Below are 15,294 nucleotides of genomic sequence, written 5' to 3'. Positions count from 1 at the left end.
GCGCCACGCGGCAGAGCCGCGAATGTCACAGCCCCGCGCCTCTTAGGGGGTGCTCCGCTCGAGCTCGTGACGCAGGTCGTCCAGCTCGCTGCCGCCCGCCATCTGGCGGGTCAGCTCGTCGAGGGTGATCTCGTCGCGGGTGTGGCTGCCGAACATGGCGCCACGCTTCAGGAGGACGAAACGGTCGCCCACCAGGTACGCGTGGTGCGGGTTGTGGGTGATGAGGACCACGCCGAGACCGGCGTCCCGCGCGGCGGCCACGTACTTGAGGACCACGCCGGACTGCTTCACGCCGAGCGCGGCGGTGGGCTCGTCGAGGACGAGGACCTTGGCGCCGAAGTGGACGGCGCGGGCGATCGCCACGCACTGGCGCTCACCGCCGGAGAGGGTGCCGATGGGCTGGTCGACGTCACGCAGGTCGATACCCATGCGCAGCAGCTCCGCGTGGGTGGTCCGGCGCATGCGGTCGACGTCCATGCGCTTGAAGGGGCCCGTGCCCCTCGACAGCTCGGAGCCGAGGAAGAAGTTCCGCCACACCGGCATCAGCGGGACCACGGCGAGGTCCTGGTAGACGGTGGCGATGCCCCGGTCCAAGGCCTCGCGCGGGGAGGTGAGGCGGGTCTCCTCGCCCTCGATGCTCAGGGTGCCGGCGTCGTGCTGGTGCAAACCCGCGATGATCTTGATCAGTGTGGACTTGCCCGCGCCGTTGTCGCCGAGCACGCACGAGATCTCCCCCGCGTGCACCACCAGCGAGACACCTTCGAGGGCCCGGATGTTGCCGTAGTACTTGCTGACGTCGTCGAGTTCGACGAGCGCCGTGCGTTCCGTGGCGGCCGCGCCGGTCGTCTTTTCCGCGTCCGTCGTCATGCCGTCGCCGTCCGTCGTCATGCCGTCACCTCCGCGCGCTTGCGGACCCAGTGGTTGAGCAGGGTCGCCAGGAGCAGCATCACTCCCAGGAAGAACTTGAACCAGTCCGGGTTCCACTCGGCGAACACGATGCCCTTGCTCACCATGCCGAAGATCAGCGCGCCGACCGCCGCGCCGACCGCGGAGCCGTAGCCGCCAGTGATCAGACAGCCGCCGATGACGGCCGCGATGATGTAGATCAGCTCGTTGCCCACGCCCTCGCCGGACTGCACGACGTCGAACGAGAACAGCAGATGCTGCCCGGAGATCCAGGCGCCGAAGGCGACACCCATGTAGAGGCCGATCTTCGTCTTGTTGACCGGGACGCCGACCGCGCGGGCCGCGTCCTCGCCGCCGCCGACGGCGTAGATCCAGTTGCCGAAGCGGGTGCGCAGCAGGATCCAGGTGGCGACGACGACCAGGGCCAGCCACCACAGGATGGTGATCTTGAAGTCGACGCCGCCGATGGTGAGCGTCGAGGCGAAGACGTCCCTGGCCGAGGAGAACCCCTGCATGTCGGAGATCGACTTCGTGGACACCGTGCCGCTGATCAGCTTGGTGAAGCCGAGGTTCATACCGGTCAGCATCAGGAAGGTGCCGAGCGTGATGATGAAGCTCGGCGGGTCCGTACGGGTCAGCATGACGCCGTTGAAGACACCGATCGCCAGCGTGACGACCAGCGAGACGAGGACGCCGACCCAGACGTTCGCGGTCATCTGGTAGCTGAACATCGAGGAGATCAGCGCGGAGCTGGTCACCATGACGCCCGCGGAGAGATCGAACTCGCCGCCGATCATCAGCAGCGCGACCGGTACGGCCATGATGCCGATCGTCGAGGAGGCGTACAGCACCGTGCTGAGGCTCGCGGCCCGTACGAAGCTGTCCGCGAAGATCGCGAAGAAGAGGAAGACCGCGATCGCGCCGACCACGGAACCGAGCTCGGGCCGGCCCATGAGTCTGCGCAGTGGCGAGGTCTTCAGGAGGCGCTCGTCGACCTTGGTGTCGGGCGACGGCGCGGGTGCGGGCGCAGTGGCGCTCATCGGGTCCCCCGCTTGGTGTACTCCTCGAGCGCGGCGGCCTGATCCTTGGTGATGATCTGCGGGCCGGTGAGGACCGGCTTGCCGCCGCCGAGGACATCGGCGTTGTACTTGTAGAGCCACAGCAGGTCCACGGCCTCGTACCCCTGGAGGTAGGGCTGCTGGTCGACCGCGAAGCCGAGCGTGCCGTCCTTGAGCTCCGAGGCCACCTTCGCGTTCAGGTCGAAGGTGTCGATCTCGGCCTTGCTGCCCGCGTCGGCCTTCGCCTTCACCGCGGTGTCCGCGTAGGGGGCGCCGAGCGTGACGACCGTGTCGATGGACTTGTCGGCCTGCAGCTTGGCGCCGATGGAGGACTGCACGTCGGGCATGCTGGTGCCCTGGACGTAGAGGTTCTGCACGGTGCCGTGGAAGGTCTGCTTCACGCCCGCGCAGCGCTGCTCGTGGCCGACGTTGCCCTGCTCGTGCAGGATGCACAGGGCCTTCTTGCGACCCCGCTTGTTCAGCTCCTCGCCGACCGCCTCACCGGCGATCGTCTCGTCCTGCCCGATGTGGGCGAGCGCGCCGAACGCCTTGGACTGCTCGGATCCGGAGTTCACCGTGATCACGGGAATGCCGGCCTTCTCGGCGCGCGCGACGGCGGCCTTCATCGCGTCCGGCTTGGCCAGCGTGACGATGATGCCGTCGACCTGCTTGTCCACGGCGGCGTCGACGAGCTGCGCCTGCTGCTGCGCCTCGGCGTTGTGCGAGTACAGGAAGTTGATGTTGTCCTTGACGGCGGCCTGCTTGGCGCCGTTCTGCACGATGTCCCAGAACGTGTCGCCATCGCCCGAATGGGTGATCATCGCGAAAGTCCATTTGGGCGTGTTCACCGCGGCCCTGCCCTGGGCCGACGCCGCCTTACGGGCATCCTCGGCCCGCTTCCCGCCGGTGCTGCTGCATCCCGCGAGGGACACCCCCAGCGCCCCTGCGAGCGCGATGCTTACCCAGGTCCGAGTCCGTGCCACGAGGCCGTGCCCTTCTTGCTGTGTTCCTTGGTGCGCCGGGGCCTGCGGAACGGCCCGGCGGGCCGTTCCGCAGGCCCCGGGGGCCGACATCTCGCCGGCCCCAAACGCCCAAGTATCGAACACTGGGATCGTGCACCCCATCAGCGGGTCCCGCGCGCGGTGTACTTCTCGAGGGTCGAGGCGTCCTTCTCGGTGATGATGGCCGGGCCGGTCAGGACCGTCTTGCCGCCGCCGAGGATGTCGCCGTTGGTCTTGTAGAGCCACAGCATGTCGATGGCCTCGTACCCCTGGAGGTAGGGCTGCTGGTCGACCGCGAAGCCGACTTCCTTGGCCTGGAGGCGCTTGACCACCTCGGCGTTCAGGTCGAAGGTGTCGATCTCCGCCTTGCTGCCCGCGTCGGCCTTGGCCTTCACCGCGACGGCGGCGATCGGGGCGCCCAGGGTGACCACGGCGTCGATGCCCTTGGTCGCCTGGAGCTTCGCCTCGATGGAGGACTGGGTGGCGGGGGCGTTGGTGCCGTCGACGTTGAGGTTCTCGACCGTGCCCTTGAAGGTCTTCTTCACGCCCGCGCAGCGCTGCTCCAGCGAGACGTTGCCCTGCTCGTGGATGACGCAGACGGCCTTCTTCAGGCCTCGGTTGTTGAGCTCCTCGCCGACGGCCTCACCGGCGACCGACTCGTCCTGGCCGAAGTGCGCGAGCGCCCCGAACTGCTTGGAGAACTCGGCACCGGAGTTGATCGTGACGACCGGGATGCCCGCCTGCTCGGCCTTGGCGAGGACGTCCTTCATGGCATCGGGCTTGGCCAGGGTGACGACGATCCCGTCGACCTTCTTGTCGATGGCGGCCTGGACGAGCTGGGCCTGCCCGCCCGCTTCCTTGTCGTTCGAGTACAGGAAGTCGACGTTGTCCTTGCTCGCCGCCTGCTTGGCGCCGCTCTGCACGATGTCCCAGAACGTGTCACCCTCGCCGGAGTGCGTCACCATCGCGATCTTCAGACGGGGCGTACTCGCGGCCTTGCCGCCACTCCCGCTGCCGCTCGCCTTGTTCTCGGAGTCCTTGCCACCGGAGTTGCTGCAGCCGGCCGCGAGCGCGATCACGGCGATCACCGCCGCTGCCGTTCGGGCTGTACGCATGGTCGGAACACCCTCTTCTCCGCCGCTCCTTTGCGGCTGAGGGGAGTTCTAGCTTTGCGTCCGCACACCAGTCAATGCACTTTTTAGAACATTCTTACGATTCAAATTCGGCCTCACCGAAGCCGACCCACGGCCGCTCCCCCACCGATTCACGGCCGATTCACGGCCGGTTCACGGCCGCACGAGAAGCTGGAATTCGAAGGAGTAGCGCGAGGCACGGTACATATGGCTGCCGAACTCCACCGCACGTCCGGTGTCGTCGAAGGTGGTGCGCTGCATGGTGAGCAGCGGTGCCCCCTCGGGCTCACCGAGCCGCTCCCCCTCCTCCGCGGTGGCCGCGCGGGCGCCGACGGACTGACGGGCGCTGTGCAGCGTGATGCCCGCGGCCCGCATCAGCCGGTACAGACCGGTGGCCTCCATCTGCCCGCTGTCCAGGTCCAGCAGCTCCGGGGGCAGGTAGTTGCAGAGGTACGCCATCGGCTCCCCGTGGGCGAGCCGCAGCCGCTCCACGCGGTGTACGTCACTGCCCTCGGCCAAGCCCAGAGCGGCCGCGACCTCGGCGGACGCCGGTACGACGGTGTTGACGAGCACCCGGGTCGCGGGGCGCTGCCCGGCCGCCTCCAGGTCGTCGTACAGGCTGCTGAGCTCCAGGGGCCGCTTGACCTGGCTGTGCACGACCTGGGTGCCGACGCCGCGGCGGCGCACCAGCAGACCCTTGTCGACGAGGGACTGGATGGCCTGACGGACCGTGGGCCGGGACAGCCCGAGCCGCCCCGCGAGCTCGATCTCGTTGCCGAGAAGGCTGCCCGGGGTCAGGGTCCCGTGCTCGATCGCGGCCTCCAGCTGTTGGGACAGCTGGAAGTACAGCGGGACCGGACTGCTGCGGTCGACGCTGAGCTGGAGCGACACGGTCGGTTCCTCATCTGGTTTCGGCACGGGCCGAGCGTAGCTCCGGGAGATGTTGACGGGAAGTTGTGTAGTTCGATTGTCCGGACAAAGCATTGACAGCGTGCCTGGTGGGCCTCAGTTTGTTCCCATGCGCATCGGACTTATCGGAACGGGTCGTATCGGCACATTTCACGCGACCGTTCTCAACCGCCACCGCGAGGTCGGCTCCCTCATCGTCACGGACGCGGACTCGGTCAGGGCACATACGGTCGCGGACCGGCTGGGCGCGACGGCGGCGCCCAGCGTGGACGAGATCTTCACCTGGGGCGTGGACGCCGTGGTCATCACGGCGGCCACCTCGGCGCACGGCGAACTGATCGGTCGGGCAGCGCGCCTGGGGCTCCCGGTGTTCTGCGAGAAGCCCATCGCGGTCGATCTGCCGGGCACGCTGTCCGCGCTCGCCGAGGTCGACGCGGCCGGCACGGTCCTGCAGCTGGGTTTCCAGCGCCGCTTCGACACGGGCTACACGACCGCGCGCGAGGCGGTGCGCTCGGGGCGGCTCGGACGGCTGCACACCATCCGTGCGATGACCTCCGACCAGTCGCCGCCCCCGGCCGCGTACCTCCCGATCTCCGGCGGCATGTACCGCGACTGCCTCGTCCACGACTTCGACATGCTGCGCTGGATCACTGGCCACGAGGTCGTCGAGGTGTACGCGATGGGCTCCGACGCCGGGCCCTCGATGTTCCGTGAGGCTCATGACATCGACACGGCCGCCGCCGTCCTCACCCTGGACGACGGCACACTCGCCACGACGACGGCGACCCGGCTGAACGGCGCGGGCTACGACGTGCGCATGGAGCTGGCCGGCGAGCTGGACCAGATCGGCGTCGGCCTGGACGACCGTACGCCGATCGCCTCCACCGAACCGGCGGGACCGCCGGCCGCCGACAAGCCGTGGACCGGCTTCCTGGAGCGCTTCGGCCCCGCCTACGAGGCCGAGCTCGCCGCCTTCGTCGACGTCGTGCGCGGCGAACGCGCCAACCCCTGCGACGGGCAGGAGGCCCTGCACGCCCTGCGCATCGCCGAGGCCTGCGAGCTGTCGCGGCTGGAGAGACGCCCGGTGTATCTGGCGGAGATCCCCGGCAGACGGGACTGAGCGAACACGTCGGTGCCGCTCCCCACCCGAAGCCGCACCATCGTCACCCCCCCCGACTCACCCCCCACGCACCACCACTCACCAGCGCACCGGCAGGCTGCGCAGACCGCGCATCAGCATGCCGGAGAGCCAGTCACCCGGGGCCCCGTCCAGCGCGAGGTCCGGGCATCTCTCCAGCAGGGAGCGCAGCGCGACCCTGGCTTCGAGACGGGCCAGCGGCGCACCCAGGCAGTAGTGGATGCCGTGCCCGAAGGAGAGATGGCCCTGCGGGGCGCGGTGGATGTCGAAGCGGTCCGGATCCGGGCAGCGCGCCGCGTCACGGTTGGCGGCATCGAGCCCGATCATCACCGAGTCACCGGCCGCGATGGCCCTGCCACCGATCTCCAACGGCTCCGCCGCATGGCGGTACGTCGCCGTCTCGACCGGTCCCTCGAAGCGCAGCACCTCCTCCACCGCGCCGTCGAGGAGCGTCATGTCGGCCCGCAGCGCGGCGAGTTGCTCGGGGTGGGTGAGCAGAGCATGCACACCGTTCGTGATCAAATTGACGGTGGTCTCGTGGCCCGCGACCAGCAGGATGAACGCCATCCCGCGCAACTCGTCCCGGGAGAGCCGGTCGCCGTCCTCGGCCCGGGTGCGGATGAGGTCGCTGAGCAGGTCGTCGCCAGGTGCCGTGCACCGCTTGTCCTCGATCAGCTCGTCGAGATAGGCGGCCAGCTGCCGGACGGCCGCCAGCTCGGAATCCCCATCGGTCGGCGTCACGATCTCGTTCGACAGCGCGCGGAACGTCACCCGGTCGATGTCCGGAACGCCGAGGAGCTCGCAGATGACGGTGATCGGCAGCGGATAGGCGAACGAGTCGACGAGGTCGGCGCCCCCCTTCGGCAGCATCTCGTCCAGCAGTTCGTCGGTGATCTGCTGGACGCGCGGGCGCATCGCCTCCACCCGCCGCATGGTGAACGCGCCCGTGACGAGGGAGCGCAGCCGGGTGTGCTCCGGCGGGTCGGCGATCAGCACATACCGGCCCATCAGCTCCTCTTCGAGCGAGCTCCACCCCCCTCTCCTCGTGTCCTTGGAGAGCCTCGGGTCGGCGAGGGCGGCCCGCGCCTCCTCGTACCCGACGACGAGCCAGCCCTCGTACGCACCCGGCTGCGGCGTCCGCACCCAGTGGACGGGGCCGCGCTCGCGCAGCGCCGCGTACACCGGATACGGGTCCCTCGTGAACGCCGCGCCGTACTCCCCCAGATCGATCATGGTTTCCCTCCCGTTGTCCTTCCAACGCGCGGGCCCGGCGCTCAGTGCCCGTCGTCTCCCTCCAGAAGTCCCGCGTCGTACGTCAACAGGGCGATCTGCACACGGTTGTTGAGGCCGAGCTTGGCGAGGATCCGTGAGACATGGGTCTTGACGGTGGCGACGCTCATGTACAACTCGGCGGCGATATCGGCGTTGGAGGAGCCCCGGCCGACGCCCACGGCGACCTCGCGTTCACGGTCGTTGAGCGCGCCGATCCGGTCCCTGGCGCCGGTGCGCCGCCCACCCGGCGCCCCACCGGCCGCGTGCTCCATCAACTGGCGGGTGACGGCGGGCGAGAGCACGGGATCACCGGCCGCGACCCGGCGTACCGCGGCGAGGATCTCCACAGGCGGCGTGTCCTTGAGAACGAACCCGGCGGCACCCGCGCGCAGCGCCCGCAGCACCTGGTCGTCGGCGTGAAACGTGGTGAGGAGCACGATCTGCGGCGCGTCCTCACGCCCTCGCAGCCGTTCGGTGGCCGTGAGCCCGTCGACCACCGGCATCCGGATGTCCATCAGGACGACGTCCGGGCGGGTGCGGTCGACGAGCGCCTCGACCTCGCTGCCGTCCGCGGCCTCGCCGACGATCTCGATGTCGTCGGCGCCGCCCATCATGAAGGACAGGCCGGCCCTGACCAGCGGATCGTCGTCGACGAGAAGCAGCCGGATCGCATTCATGGTGCCTACCGTAGGTGCCCACCGGGGCATTACCCACGCTTCGACCGCGACGAACGACTACCGTCGGCCGACAGGACAGTCTCGACGGGGTCTCTCCCGGGAGTGAGGAGTTCAGTGCGCTATCGGCTCTTGGGCAGGACCGGCCTGCGCGTCTCGGAGTTGTTCCTCGGCGCCATGACGTTCGGGGAGCAGGGCGGGGTGGGAGCGCCGAAAGAGGAGTGCGCGCGGATCCTCGACGCGTACGCGGAGGCGGGCGGCAACGTGGTGGACACGGCCGTCAACTACCGGGGCGGCGCCAGCGAGGAGATCGTGGGGGAGTTGCTCAAGGGCCGACGCGACCGTTTCGTCCTCTCCACCAAGTACACCGTCTCCCGTGACGGCACCGACCCGAACGCCGCCGGGAACCACCGCAAGAACCTCGCCCTCTCCCTGGAGACGAGCCTGCGGCGCCTCGACACGGACTACATCGACGTCTACTGGGTGCACATCTGGGACCGGAACACACCGGTCGAGGAGACCATGCGCGCCCTGGACGACGCCGTAAGGTCCGGCAAGGTCCTGTACGTGGGCATCTCGGACGCGCCCGCCTGGGTGGTCTCACGGGCCAACACCCTTGCCGAGTGGCGGGGTTGGTCCCCCTTCGCCGCACTCCAGGTGCCCTACAGCCTGCTCAGCCGCGACGCGGAGCGCGAGCTCCTCCCCATGGCGGAGACCCTCGGCATGTCGGTGGCCGCGTGGAGCCCGCTGCAGAACGGCGTTCTGTCGGGCAAGTACACACGTCCGGGCGGCGTGGCCCCCGGCACGGCGACCCGCCTCTCCCCCGAGGCGATCGGGGAACTCGAACGGACGGTGGCCGAAGCGGTCCAGTCGGCGGCCGACGAACTAGGCGCCTCCCCCGCCCAGGTGGCCATCGCCTGGACCATGGCCCACTCCCCCATCGTCCACCCCATCATCGGCGCCCGCCACGTCACCCAGCTCACCGACAACCTGGGCGCAAGCGAACTCACCCTCCCCGACCACATACTGACCGGCCTGGAGGAGGCCACCGCCTTCCGCACAGGCTTCCCGACAGACTTCATCAACGAAACAGCAAGCTGGGTGTACGGCACCGCGGGCCACCGAGTAATCCCCCGCACCCCCTGACACACCCGCAGCCGCAGCCGCAATGCGACGCAAGGGGCCGTGGCGGTGCGCCGCAAGCCGTCGCTTACGTCCGGATCGAGCAGCGGCTCCCTTGCCCGGCCCACGTCTGATCAGGCGGCGACGGGCTCGACGCACCGCCACGGCCCCGCCCCACCACGCACCCGCAGGCGCACCGCACGCTCACCCACGCAGCCGCAGCCGCACCCCACGCTCACCCACCCCACGGCAGCCACGCCCGCACCAAGAAGCCCCCACCCCCGTCGGACCCGTGCTCCAGACGCCCCCCGGCCAGAGTGGCCCGCTCCGTCAGCCCGATCAGCCCCTGCCCGGAACCCGGCACATGCGGCACCTCCCCCGGAGGGGCCGGATTTCGCACGGACACACGCAGACCGTCACCCGGGGCACCCGAGACATCAACCGTGACCTCGGCTCCCGGAGCATGCTTTCGAGCGTTCGTCAGCCCTTCCTGGGCGATGCGATACACGGTCCGCCCGACGGACGCGGGCACAGCCGCGGCATCGGTGACCCGCAGATCGAGGGCCACCTTCATCCCCGCCTCACGCGACTCGCAGACCAGCGCGTCCAACGCGCCGAGCGTCGGCTGCGGCCGCCCCGCGTCGTCGGAGTCACCCGCCCGCAGCACCCCGATGATCTCCCGCAGATCCTGCAGGGCCTCGTGCGCGCTCTCCCGGATCACCCCGGCGGCCCGCGCGACCTCCTCGCGAGGCGCGTCCGGCCGGAACTCCAACGCCCCCGCGTGCACGCTCAACAGCGTCAGCCGGTGCGCGAGCACATCGTGCATCTCGCGCGCGATCGCCTCGCGCGCCAGCCGCTGCGCCTGCTCGGCCCGCAGCGCGGCCTCCGTCTCGGCCCGCCGCGCCCGGTCCCGCAGACTCAGCATGAGCTGCCGCTTGGACCGTACGAACATGCCCCAGCCGACGACCGCCAGCGTCAGCAGCGCGGTGACGGCGATGGCGGCGGCGTAGGGCAGATCGGGATCGGGGCGCAGCCAGAAGTAGACCGGAAGCAGGGCGAGCTGGAGACCTGCGACCCAGCCCACGTACTTGAGGGGCCGGTGCACGGCGAGCGTGAAGAGGGCGACCAGGCCTACGCCGCCCGCGGTGTTGGAGAGCAGTCCGACAGGGATCATCGCCACGGCCAGCCCCAGCGGCCACCGGCGGCGCGACCACACGGCGAGGCAGGCGAGTCCGCCGATCCACTGGTCGACGACGGCGAGGGCGTGCGGGGTGTCCGGGTCGCGGGTCAGCGTGTGCGCGGCCATCCCCCCGATGACGACGGCCAGCAGAAAGCAGCCGAAGTCGACCACCCAGTCACGCGCGGTACGCCGGGGCCGTCCGCCTTGCCCCGTCCGCTCGGGGCCGAGCTCCGCGACCACGGCCGACGGCAGCAGCCAGCGCCGCCCGGGCAGAACGGGTGCCATCGGCACCGGATTGTCACCACTCACGGTCGGCAAATCTACGAGGCCCGCCCCGCGGGCACCTCCCCCGCGGCGGCGATCGTCGACCAAAGTAGCGGCGCCGCATACTTTCGTCCGGACGTACCTCGCCCCGCGGCCCATGAACGTGGGGGGAACCGCGGGGCGAGGGTCTTCCGCAAAGCGGTCACACCAGTTGTACGCTCAGCCCTCGGCTCAGCAGCCGAAGTTGATCAGCCTGAACGTGACGTAGTGGTCCGAGGTGTAGTAGTCCTCCTGCGTCTTCTTGCCGGTCACGATGCGCTTGGCGCCGCGCGTCGAGGAGCCCGGCGTGATGACGGTGTACTCGTGGTAATACCCGGTGGACTGGGAGGGCAGGACACCCTCCCGGTTCTGGAAGACGACCCCGTCCTGCGAGTACGGGAAGGGACCGCCGGACGCGATCAGGTCCAGCGTGTCGTACGCCTGCGACGGCAGCTTGCTGTAGCAGATGCTGCCCACGGCGGTGGCCGCCGCGTTGGCGGGGACCACGGTGGTGCCACCGATGAGCAGCGCGGACGTGAAGGCGACCAGGGCGCCGATACGAGTGATTCGTGGGGGGAATCTCATGACTCTAGGATGACGCGCGTAGACCCTGGCATGTCAATGTCAAGGCAGAGGATTTCTCCCGCCAAGTCCGATGAATTTTCCGGGAGTTAACGAAGCCCGACACGACGCCGTGCGCGGTCAGCTGCTCGCGGGACCTTCGGCGGTAGTGTGCCGAGGGATGGTGCGGTGCGCACACGACGCCATCCACGGTGAGGGGCGATGATCGTTTCGGTGGTGTCGATGCCGGAGGGCGTCGTCGTTCGCACCGGACTGGCACAGGCCCGGGAGCGCCTCGCGGCGCCCTCCGGCTTCGTGATCGTGGACATCGACCTGGGAGACGAACCCCCACTCGACGACGAGCCGCTCTCCCGTCGGCTCGGACTGGACGACGCGGCCGGGGAGTGGCTCGGCAGAGCGGACGAGCAGGTCCGGGCCGAGTACCACGGCGGCACTGCCATCGGCGTCGTTCCGGTGGTCTGCGGAAACGAGGTCTCCCATGTCCATGTCCTTGCCGACGAGCGCCGCTTCATCACGGTGCATCACGGGCCCGTCGAACTGATCGAGGCCTTCATCGACCGGTTGCGGCAGGATCTGCCCCCCGACGTGGTGACGACGCTGTTCCTGTTTCTGCAAGGGGTTCTGGAGACCTTTCGCCGGGCCGTCACGCAGGCCCAGCTGGAGGTCGAGGACCTGGAGGAGGCGATGTTCGAGCGGCGGCAGCCGGAGCACGTCCAACGGCTGGCCCGGCTGCGACGGCGCGCGGCCCATCTGCATCGCGCGTTCCTGCCGTACGCCGCGGTCGCCCAGGAGATCCTGGTGCGCCGCAGGATGGCGGATCACCATCTCTCGGAGGAGCGGCAGGCGATGAACCGGCTGCACGAGCACACCGTGCAACTGGTCCTCGTGGAGATCGAGGCGCTGCGGGACGCGGCCCGGCGGGCCGCGACCAGCTACGCGTCACTCGTCGCCGATCAGCAGAACGTCGTGATCAACAGGCTCACCATCGTCTCGATGATCTTCTTGCCGCTGTCGTTCCTGACCGGCTTCTTCGGTTTGAACTTCGCCTACCTCACCAACCGGTTGATGAGCGAGGACTCCTTCCTGGAGTTCGGCGTGGGTCTGCAGGTGGCTGCCGTGATCGTCGCCCTGTACTACGTGCTGTACCGCACGCACTGGCGGCAGCTGCGCGACAGCCGTGCCCGCGACGCCGCCGACGACCAGCCCTGATCGCGGCCCGCCGGGCCCCGCGCGGCAGCGCGGCCTCAGCCGCCGAGCTCCTGGTACCTGGTCGTCAGGGCCGTGGCGCCCTCCTCCGTGAGGGAGCCGAACAGACGCAGGCGGGAGATGCCTCCGTCGGGAAAGATGTCCACGCGCGCGTGGGTCCCGCTCACCGGCGCGGCGAGGACGAAGCGGTGGTTGGTGTCGGGCTGGAGGCGGGTACGGGGGAGGATCACCGTCCAGTCGCCGTCGTCGCCGTCCTTCACCGACACCGACGCCCAGCCGGCGCTGTTGCCCTTCAGGTACGCCGTGTCGATCTCCAAGGCGCGGATCTCGGACTGGGCGACCAACTGGTAGCGGATCCAGTCGTTGCCCTGATCGCGGCGGCGGCGGGTCTCCCAGCCGTCGTCCATCTTGCGGGAGCGCCCCGGCTGGATGGTGTTCGTGGCGGGCGAGTAGAAGAGGTTGGACGCGTCCTCGACCCGGCCGCCGTTCTCCAGGGCAAGGACGTCGAAGGTGCCGAGCGCCAAGAGCCACTCCGGGTCGGCCACGACCTCGCCGTACACACGCAGCCGGGCGATGCCGCCGTCGGGGTGCTGGTTGACGCGGAGGTGGGTGAAGCGCTGCTCGACGGAGACGGCGAAGCCGTTGGCGGCGTGGCCGCCGACCGCCGTGCGCGGTACGAGCGTCGTCCACTTCACGTCGTCCGCGAGGAGTTCCTCCGGTGACGGGGAGCCGGGGACCGAGGCGCCCTCGACCGACACCGCCTGGGGGTAGTTCCCGCGGAAGTGGGCCGTGTCGACCACCACCCCGCGTACGACACCGGGTGCGCCGAGCCGGACGAGCGCCCAGTCGTGGTCCTCGGCCGTCGGCCACGGGTGCTCGGCCGAGGCGCCGCGGCGCCGTCGCGTCTCCCAGCCGTCCATGATCTTGCCCTTGTGCCCGAAGTGCTCGGGGTCGAACTCGGCCCGCCCGGGCAGCAGGAGGTTCTCGCGCTGGGCGAAGAACTCGTCGTTGGCGGCGATGACCCCGGCGCCGAGCTGTCGGTCGGCGAGGTTGGCGTACTGGGTGAAGGGGAAGTCGGCGGTGCGGTGGTCCGCGTACGGGTCGCCGCCTCCGTAAGGGTTCGCGTCGCCGGTGAAGTGAGGAATCGCCGTCACGTTGATCAGGTCTGCCTTTCGAGGTCGGCCGCTGCGGGTGCGGGTGCGTTCGAGGACTACGGGGTGCGCGTCAGGAGTTCGCCGCCGGGGGCGCCGAACTCGCCGTCGGCCGCGATCCGCTCGCCTCGCAGCCAGGTGGACTTCACGACCCCGCTGAGCGTTCGGCCGGCGTACGCCGTGACCTGGTTGCGGTGCTGCAGCGCGGCGGGATCCACGGTGAAGGTCTCGTCGGGGGCGAGGACGGCGAAGTCGGCGTCAAGGCCCACCGCGATGGCGCCCTTGCGGGAGTCCAGGCCGACCAGTCGGGCCGTGCGCGTGGACATCCAGCGGACCACGTCCTCCAGGCTGTGACCGCGCTTGCGGGCCTCCGTCCAGACCGCCGACAGGCTCAGCTGAAGCCCGGAGATGCCGCCCCAGGCGGTCGCGAAGTCGTCCGTCTTCAGGTCGGCCGTGGACGGCGAGTGGTCGGTGACGACGCAGTCGATCGTGCCGTCGGCCAGCGCCTGCCACAGCAGGTCCTGGTTGGCGGCCTCGCGGATGGGAGGGCAGCACTTGAACTCGCTCGCCCCGTCGGGGACTTCCTCGGCCGTCAGGGTCAGGTAGTGGGGGCAGGTCTCCACCGTGATCCGCACGCCCGCACGCTTGGCCTCGGCGATCAGGGGCAGCGCGTCGGAGGACGACAGGTGCAGCACGTGCACACGCGCGTGGAGGCGTTCGGCCTGCGCGATGAGGTTGCCGATGGCGGTGTCCTCGGCGTCGCGCGGGCGCGAGGCCAGGAAGTCGGCGTACCTCCGGCCGCCCTTCTGAGGGGCGGCGGCGAGGTGGTGCGGGTCCTCGGCGTGCACGATGAGCAGGCCGTCGAACGCGGCGATCTCGGCCAGGGAACGGGCCAGTTGCTCCTGGTCCAGCTCGGGGAACTCGTCCACGCCGGACGGCGACAGGAAGGCCTTGAAGCCGAAGACTCCCGCGTCGTGCAGCGGGCGCAGGTGCTTGACGTTGTCCGGGAGGGCACCGCCCCAGAAGCCGACGTCGATGTGCGCCTTGGAGCGGGCGACGTCCCTCTTCGTACGGAGGTGCTCGACCGTGGTCGTCGGCGGGAGGGAGTTGAGCGGCATGTCGACCAGGGTGGTGATGCCACCGGCCGCGGCGGCGCGCGTCGCGGTCCAGAAGCCCTCCCACTCCGTGCGGCCGGGGTCGTTGACGTGCACGTGGGTGTCGACCAGGCCCGGCAGGAGGACGTCGTCTCCGAAGTCCTCCAGGCGGGCACCGGGCGGCACCTCGGCGTCGTACGCGAGCACGGCCGTGATCCTGCCCGCGGCGACCGCGACCGTGGCGGCGCGCGTCCCTTCGGGAGTGATGACGCGCGTCGAGCGCAGCATCAGTTCGACCCATCCGACGTCGGACACCCGGACCCCTCTCTCTGCCGCTGTCGACTCCCGCTGCCGCAGTTAACTTCCACGTAACGGAATTCAACGTTCTGTTGAAGGAGTCTTCACTCAAGCCCTCATGCCGTCAAGGGCTCACCCCTCCACCCTGCCCTCGAATACACCCCTCTGGATGTTTCCACAGAATGGAATTAGAATTCCGCAAAGCAGAACGTAGCTACGTACCACCAAGGAGTCAACCAACAGCCGGGTAGGCTGCATCACTGCCTGT

14 protein-coding genes are annotated in these 15,294 nt (G+C 69.6%); 3 read left to right on the top strand and 11 right to left on the bottom strand.

Going from position 1 to position 15,294, the window contains the following annotated elements; genetic code table 11:
* Window positions 1–42: 42 nt before the first annotated feature.
* The 5 genes from ACFZDJ_RS34525 to ACFZDJ_RS34505 form a co-directional block, all read right to left on the bottom strand.
* Window positions 43–867, bottom strand: a complete 825-nt coding sequence (locus ACFZDJ_RS34525) for an ATP-binding cassette domain-containing protein (RefSeq protein WP_391064929.1) — start codon at window positions 865–867, stop codon at window positions 43–45.
* Window positions 868–884: 17 nt separating this feature from the next.
* On the bottom strand, window positions 885–1,946 hold the full coding sequence (locus ACFZDJ_RS34520; RefSeq protein ID WP_391064762.1) for an ABC transporter permease: 1,062 nt from the start codon (window positions 1,944–1,946) through the stop codon (window positions 885–887).
* The gene (locus ACFZDJ_RS34515) at window positions 1,943–2,947 is read right to left on the bottom strand and encodes a sugar ABC transporter substrate-binding protein (protein WP_168512616.1); all 1,005 of its coding nucleotides are present in this window, start codon (window positions 2,945–2,947) and stop codon (window positions 1,943–1,945) included. The genes ACFZDJ_RS34520 and ACFZDJ_RS34515 overlap by 4 nt, the downstream gene beginning before the upstream one ends.
* 140 nt (window positions 2,948–3,087) lie before the next feature.
* The gene (locus ACFZDJ_RS34510; protein ID WP_390934382.1) at window positions 3,088–4,080 is read right to left on the bottom strand and encodes a substrate-binding domain-containing protein; all 993 of its coding nucleotides are present in this window, start codon (window positions 4,078–4,080) and stop codon (window positions 3,088–3,090) included.
* Window positions 4,081–4,251: 171 nt separating this feature from the next.
* Window positions 4,252–4,989 (bottom strand): UTRA domain-containing protein, encoded by a 738-nt coding sequence (locus tag ACFZDJ_RS34505; RefSeq protein WP_390934599.1) that lies wholly within the window; start codon window positions 4,987–4,989, stop codon window positions 4,252–4,254.
* A gap of 127 nt (window positions 4,990–5,116) precedes the next feature.
* On the opposite strand from ACFZDJ_RS34505, the gene ACFZDJ_RS34500 reads away from it, so the two are divergent.
* Complete coding sequence (locus ACFZDJ_RS34500) at window positions 5,117–6,127, top strand: Gfo/Idh/MocA family oxidoreductase (RefSeq protein WP_390934383.1); 1,011 nt, start codon at window positions 5,117–5,119, stop codon at window positions 6,125–6,127.
* A gap of 78 nt (window positions 6,128–6,205) precedes the next feature.
* Here ACFZDJ_RS34500 and ACFZDJ_RS34495 read toward each other — a convergent pair whose 3' ends face one another.
* Both ACFZDJ_RS34495 and ACFZDJ_RS34490 read right to left on the bottom strand, forming a co-directional pair.
* A complete protein-coding gene (locus ACFZDJ_RS34495; protein WP_391064759.1) occupies window positions 6,206–7,378 on the bottom strand; it encodes a cytochrome P450 in 1,173 nt (390 codons plus the stop codon).
* Window positions 7,379–7,419: 41 nt separating this feature from the next.
* Window positions 7,420–8,094 carry a response regulator gene (locus ACFZDJ_RS34490; protein ID WP_384916209.1) on the bottom strand — a complete coding sequence of 225 codons (675 nt, stop codon included), beginning with the start codon at window positions 8,092–8,094 and terminating at the stop codon, window positions 7,420–7,422.
* A 114-nt stretch (window positions 8,095–8,208) separates the two neighbouring features.
* Here ACFZDJ_RS34490 and ACFZDJ_RS34485 point away from each other — a divergent pair, with 114 nt between their 5' ends.
* A complete protein-coding gene (locus ACFZDJ_RS34485) occupies window positions 8,209–9,237 on the top strand; it encodes an aldo/keto reductase (protein ID WP_390934385.1) in 1,029 nt (342 codons plus the stop codon).
* Window positions 9,238–9,448: 211 nt separating this feature from the next.
* Here the strand turns inward: ACFZDJ_RS34485 and ACFZDJ_RS34480 are convergent, their stop codons facing one another.
* Complete coding sequence (locus tag ACFZDJ_RS34480) at window positions 9,449–10,678, bottom strand: histidine kinase (protein ID WP_390934601.1); 1,230 nt, start codon at window positions 10,676–10,678, stop codon at window positions 9,449–9,451.
* A 210-nt stretch (window positions 10,679–10,888) separates the two neighbouring features.
* Entirely contained in the window at window positions 10,889–11,281 is a 393-nt protein-coding gene (locus tag ACFZDJ_RS34475) for a ribonuclease domain-containing protein (protein WP_384916200.1), read from the bottom strand.
* Between the two features lie 198 nt (window positions 11,282–11,479).
* Between ACFZDJ_RS34475 and ACFZDJ_RS34470 the strand changes: the two genes are divergently transcribed.
* Window positions 11,480–12,487 (top strand): CorA family divalent cation transporter, encoded by a 1,008-nt coding sequence (locus ACFZDJ_RS34470; RefSeq protein WP_391064756.1) that lies wholly within the window; start codon window positions 11,480–11,482, stop codon window positions 12,485–12,487.
* Window positions 12,488–12,522: 35 nt separating this feature from the next.
* On the opposite strand, the gene alc is transcribed toward ACFZDJ_RS34470, so the two are convergent.
* Both alc and allB read right to left on the bottom strand, forming a co-directional pair.
* The gene (alc, locus tag ACFZDJ_RS34465) at window positions 12,523–13,638 is read right to left on the bottom strand and encodes an allantoicase (RefSeq protein WP_391064754.1); all 1,116 of its coding nucleotides are present in this window, start codon (window positions 13,636–13,638) and stop codon (window positions 12,523–12,525) included.
* A gap of 56 nt (window positions 13,639–13,694) precedes the next feature.
* Window positions 13,695–15,017 carry an allantoinase AllB gene (allB, locus tag ACFZDJ_RS34460; RefSeq protein ID WP_391064926.1) on the bottom strand — a complete coding sequence of 441 codons (1,323 nt, stop codon included), beginning with the start codon at window positions 15,015–15,017 and terminating at the stop codon, window positions 13,695–13,697.
* Window positions 15,018–15,294: the final 277 nt, after the last annotated feature.

It is taken from the genome of Streptomyces sp. NPDC007896, assembly GCF_042959425.1.
In the GTDB taxonomy this organism is placed as follows: Bacteria; Actinomycetota; Actinomycetes; order Streptomycetales; family Streptomycetaceae; genus Streptomyces.
The sequence above is the reverse complement of the archived record's forward strand: the minus strand, read 5'-3'. Positions and strand labels throughout refer to the sequence as shown.

Excerpts from the sequence above, each read along its gene's own strand:
- allB (WP_391064926.1), bottom strand. The coding sequence starts at position 15,017 with ATGCTGCGCTCGACGCGCGTCATCACTCCCGAAGGGACGCGCGCCGCC.
- ACFZDJ_RS34510 (WP_390934382.1), bottom strand. The coding sequence starts at position 4,080 with ATGCGTACAGCCCGAACGGCAGCGGCGGTGATCGCCGTGATCGCGCTC.
- ACFZDJ_RS34475 (WP_384916200.1), bottom strand. The coding sequence starts at position 11,281 with ATGAGATTCCCCCCACGAATCACTCGTATCGGCGCCCTGGTCGCCTTC.
- ACFZDJ_RS34495 (WP_391064759.1), bottom strand. The coding sequence starts at position 7,378 with ATGATCGATCTGGGGGAGTACGGCGCGGCGTTCACGAGGGACCCGTAT.
- ACFZDJ_RS34480 (WP_390934601.1), bottom strand. The coding sequence starts at position 10,678 with ATGGCACCCGTTCTGCCCGGGCGGCGCTGGCTGCTGCCGTCGGCCGTG.
- ACFZDJ_RS34470 (WP_391064756.1), top strand. The coding sequence starts at position 11,480 with ATGATCGTTTCGGTGGTGTCGATGCCGGAGGGCGTCGTCGTTCGCACC.
- ACFZDJ_RS34500 (WP_390934383.1), top strand. The coding sequence starts at position 5,117 with ATGCGCATCGGACTTATCGGAACGGGTCGTATCGGCACATTTCACGCG.
- ACFZDJ_RS34525 (WP_391064929.1), bottom strand. The coding sequence starts at position 867 with ATGACGACGGACGCGGAAAAGACGACCGGCGCGGCCGCCACGGAACGC.
- ACFZDJ_RS34490 (WP_384916209.1), bottom strand. The coding sequence starts at position 8,094 with ATGAATGCGATCCGGCTGCTTCTCGTCGACGACGATCCGCTGGTCAGG.
- ACFZDJ_RS34520 (WP_391064762.1), bottom strand. The coding sequence starts at position 1,946 with ATGAGCGCCACTGCGCCCGCACCCGCGCCGTCGCCCGACACCAAGGTC.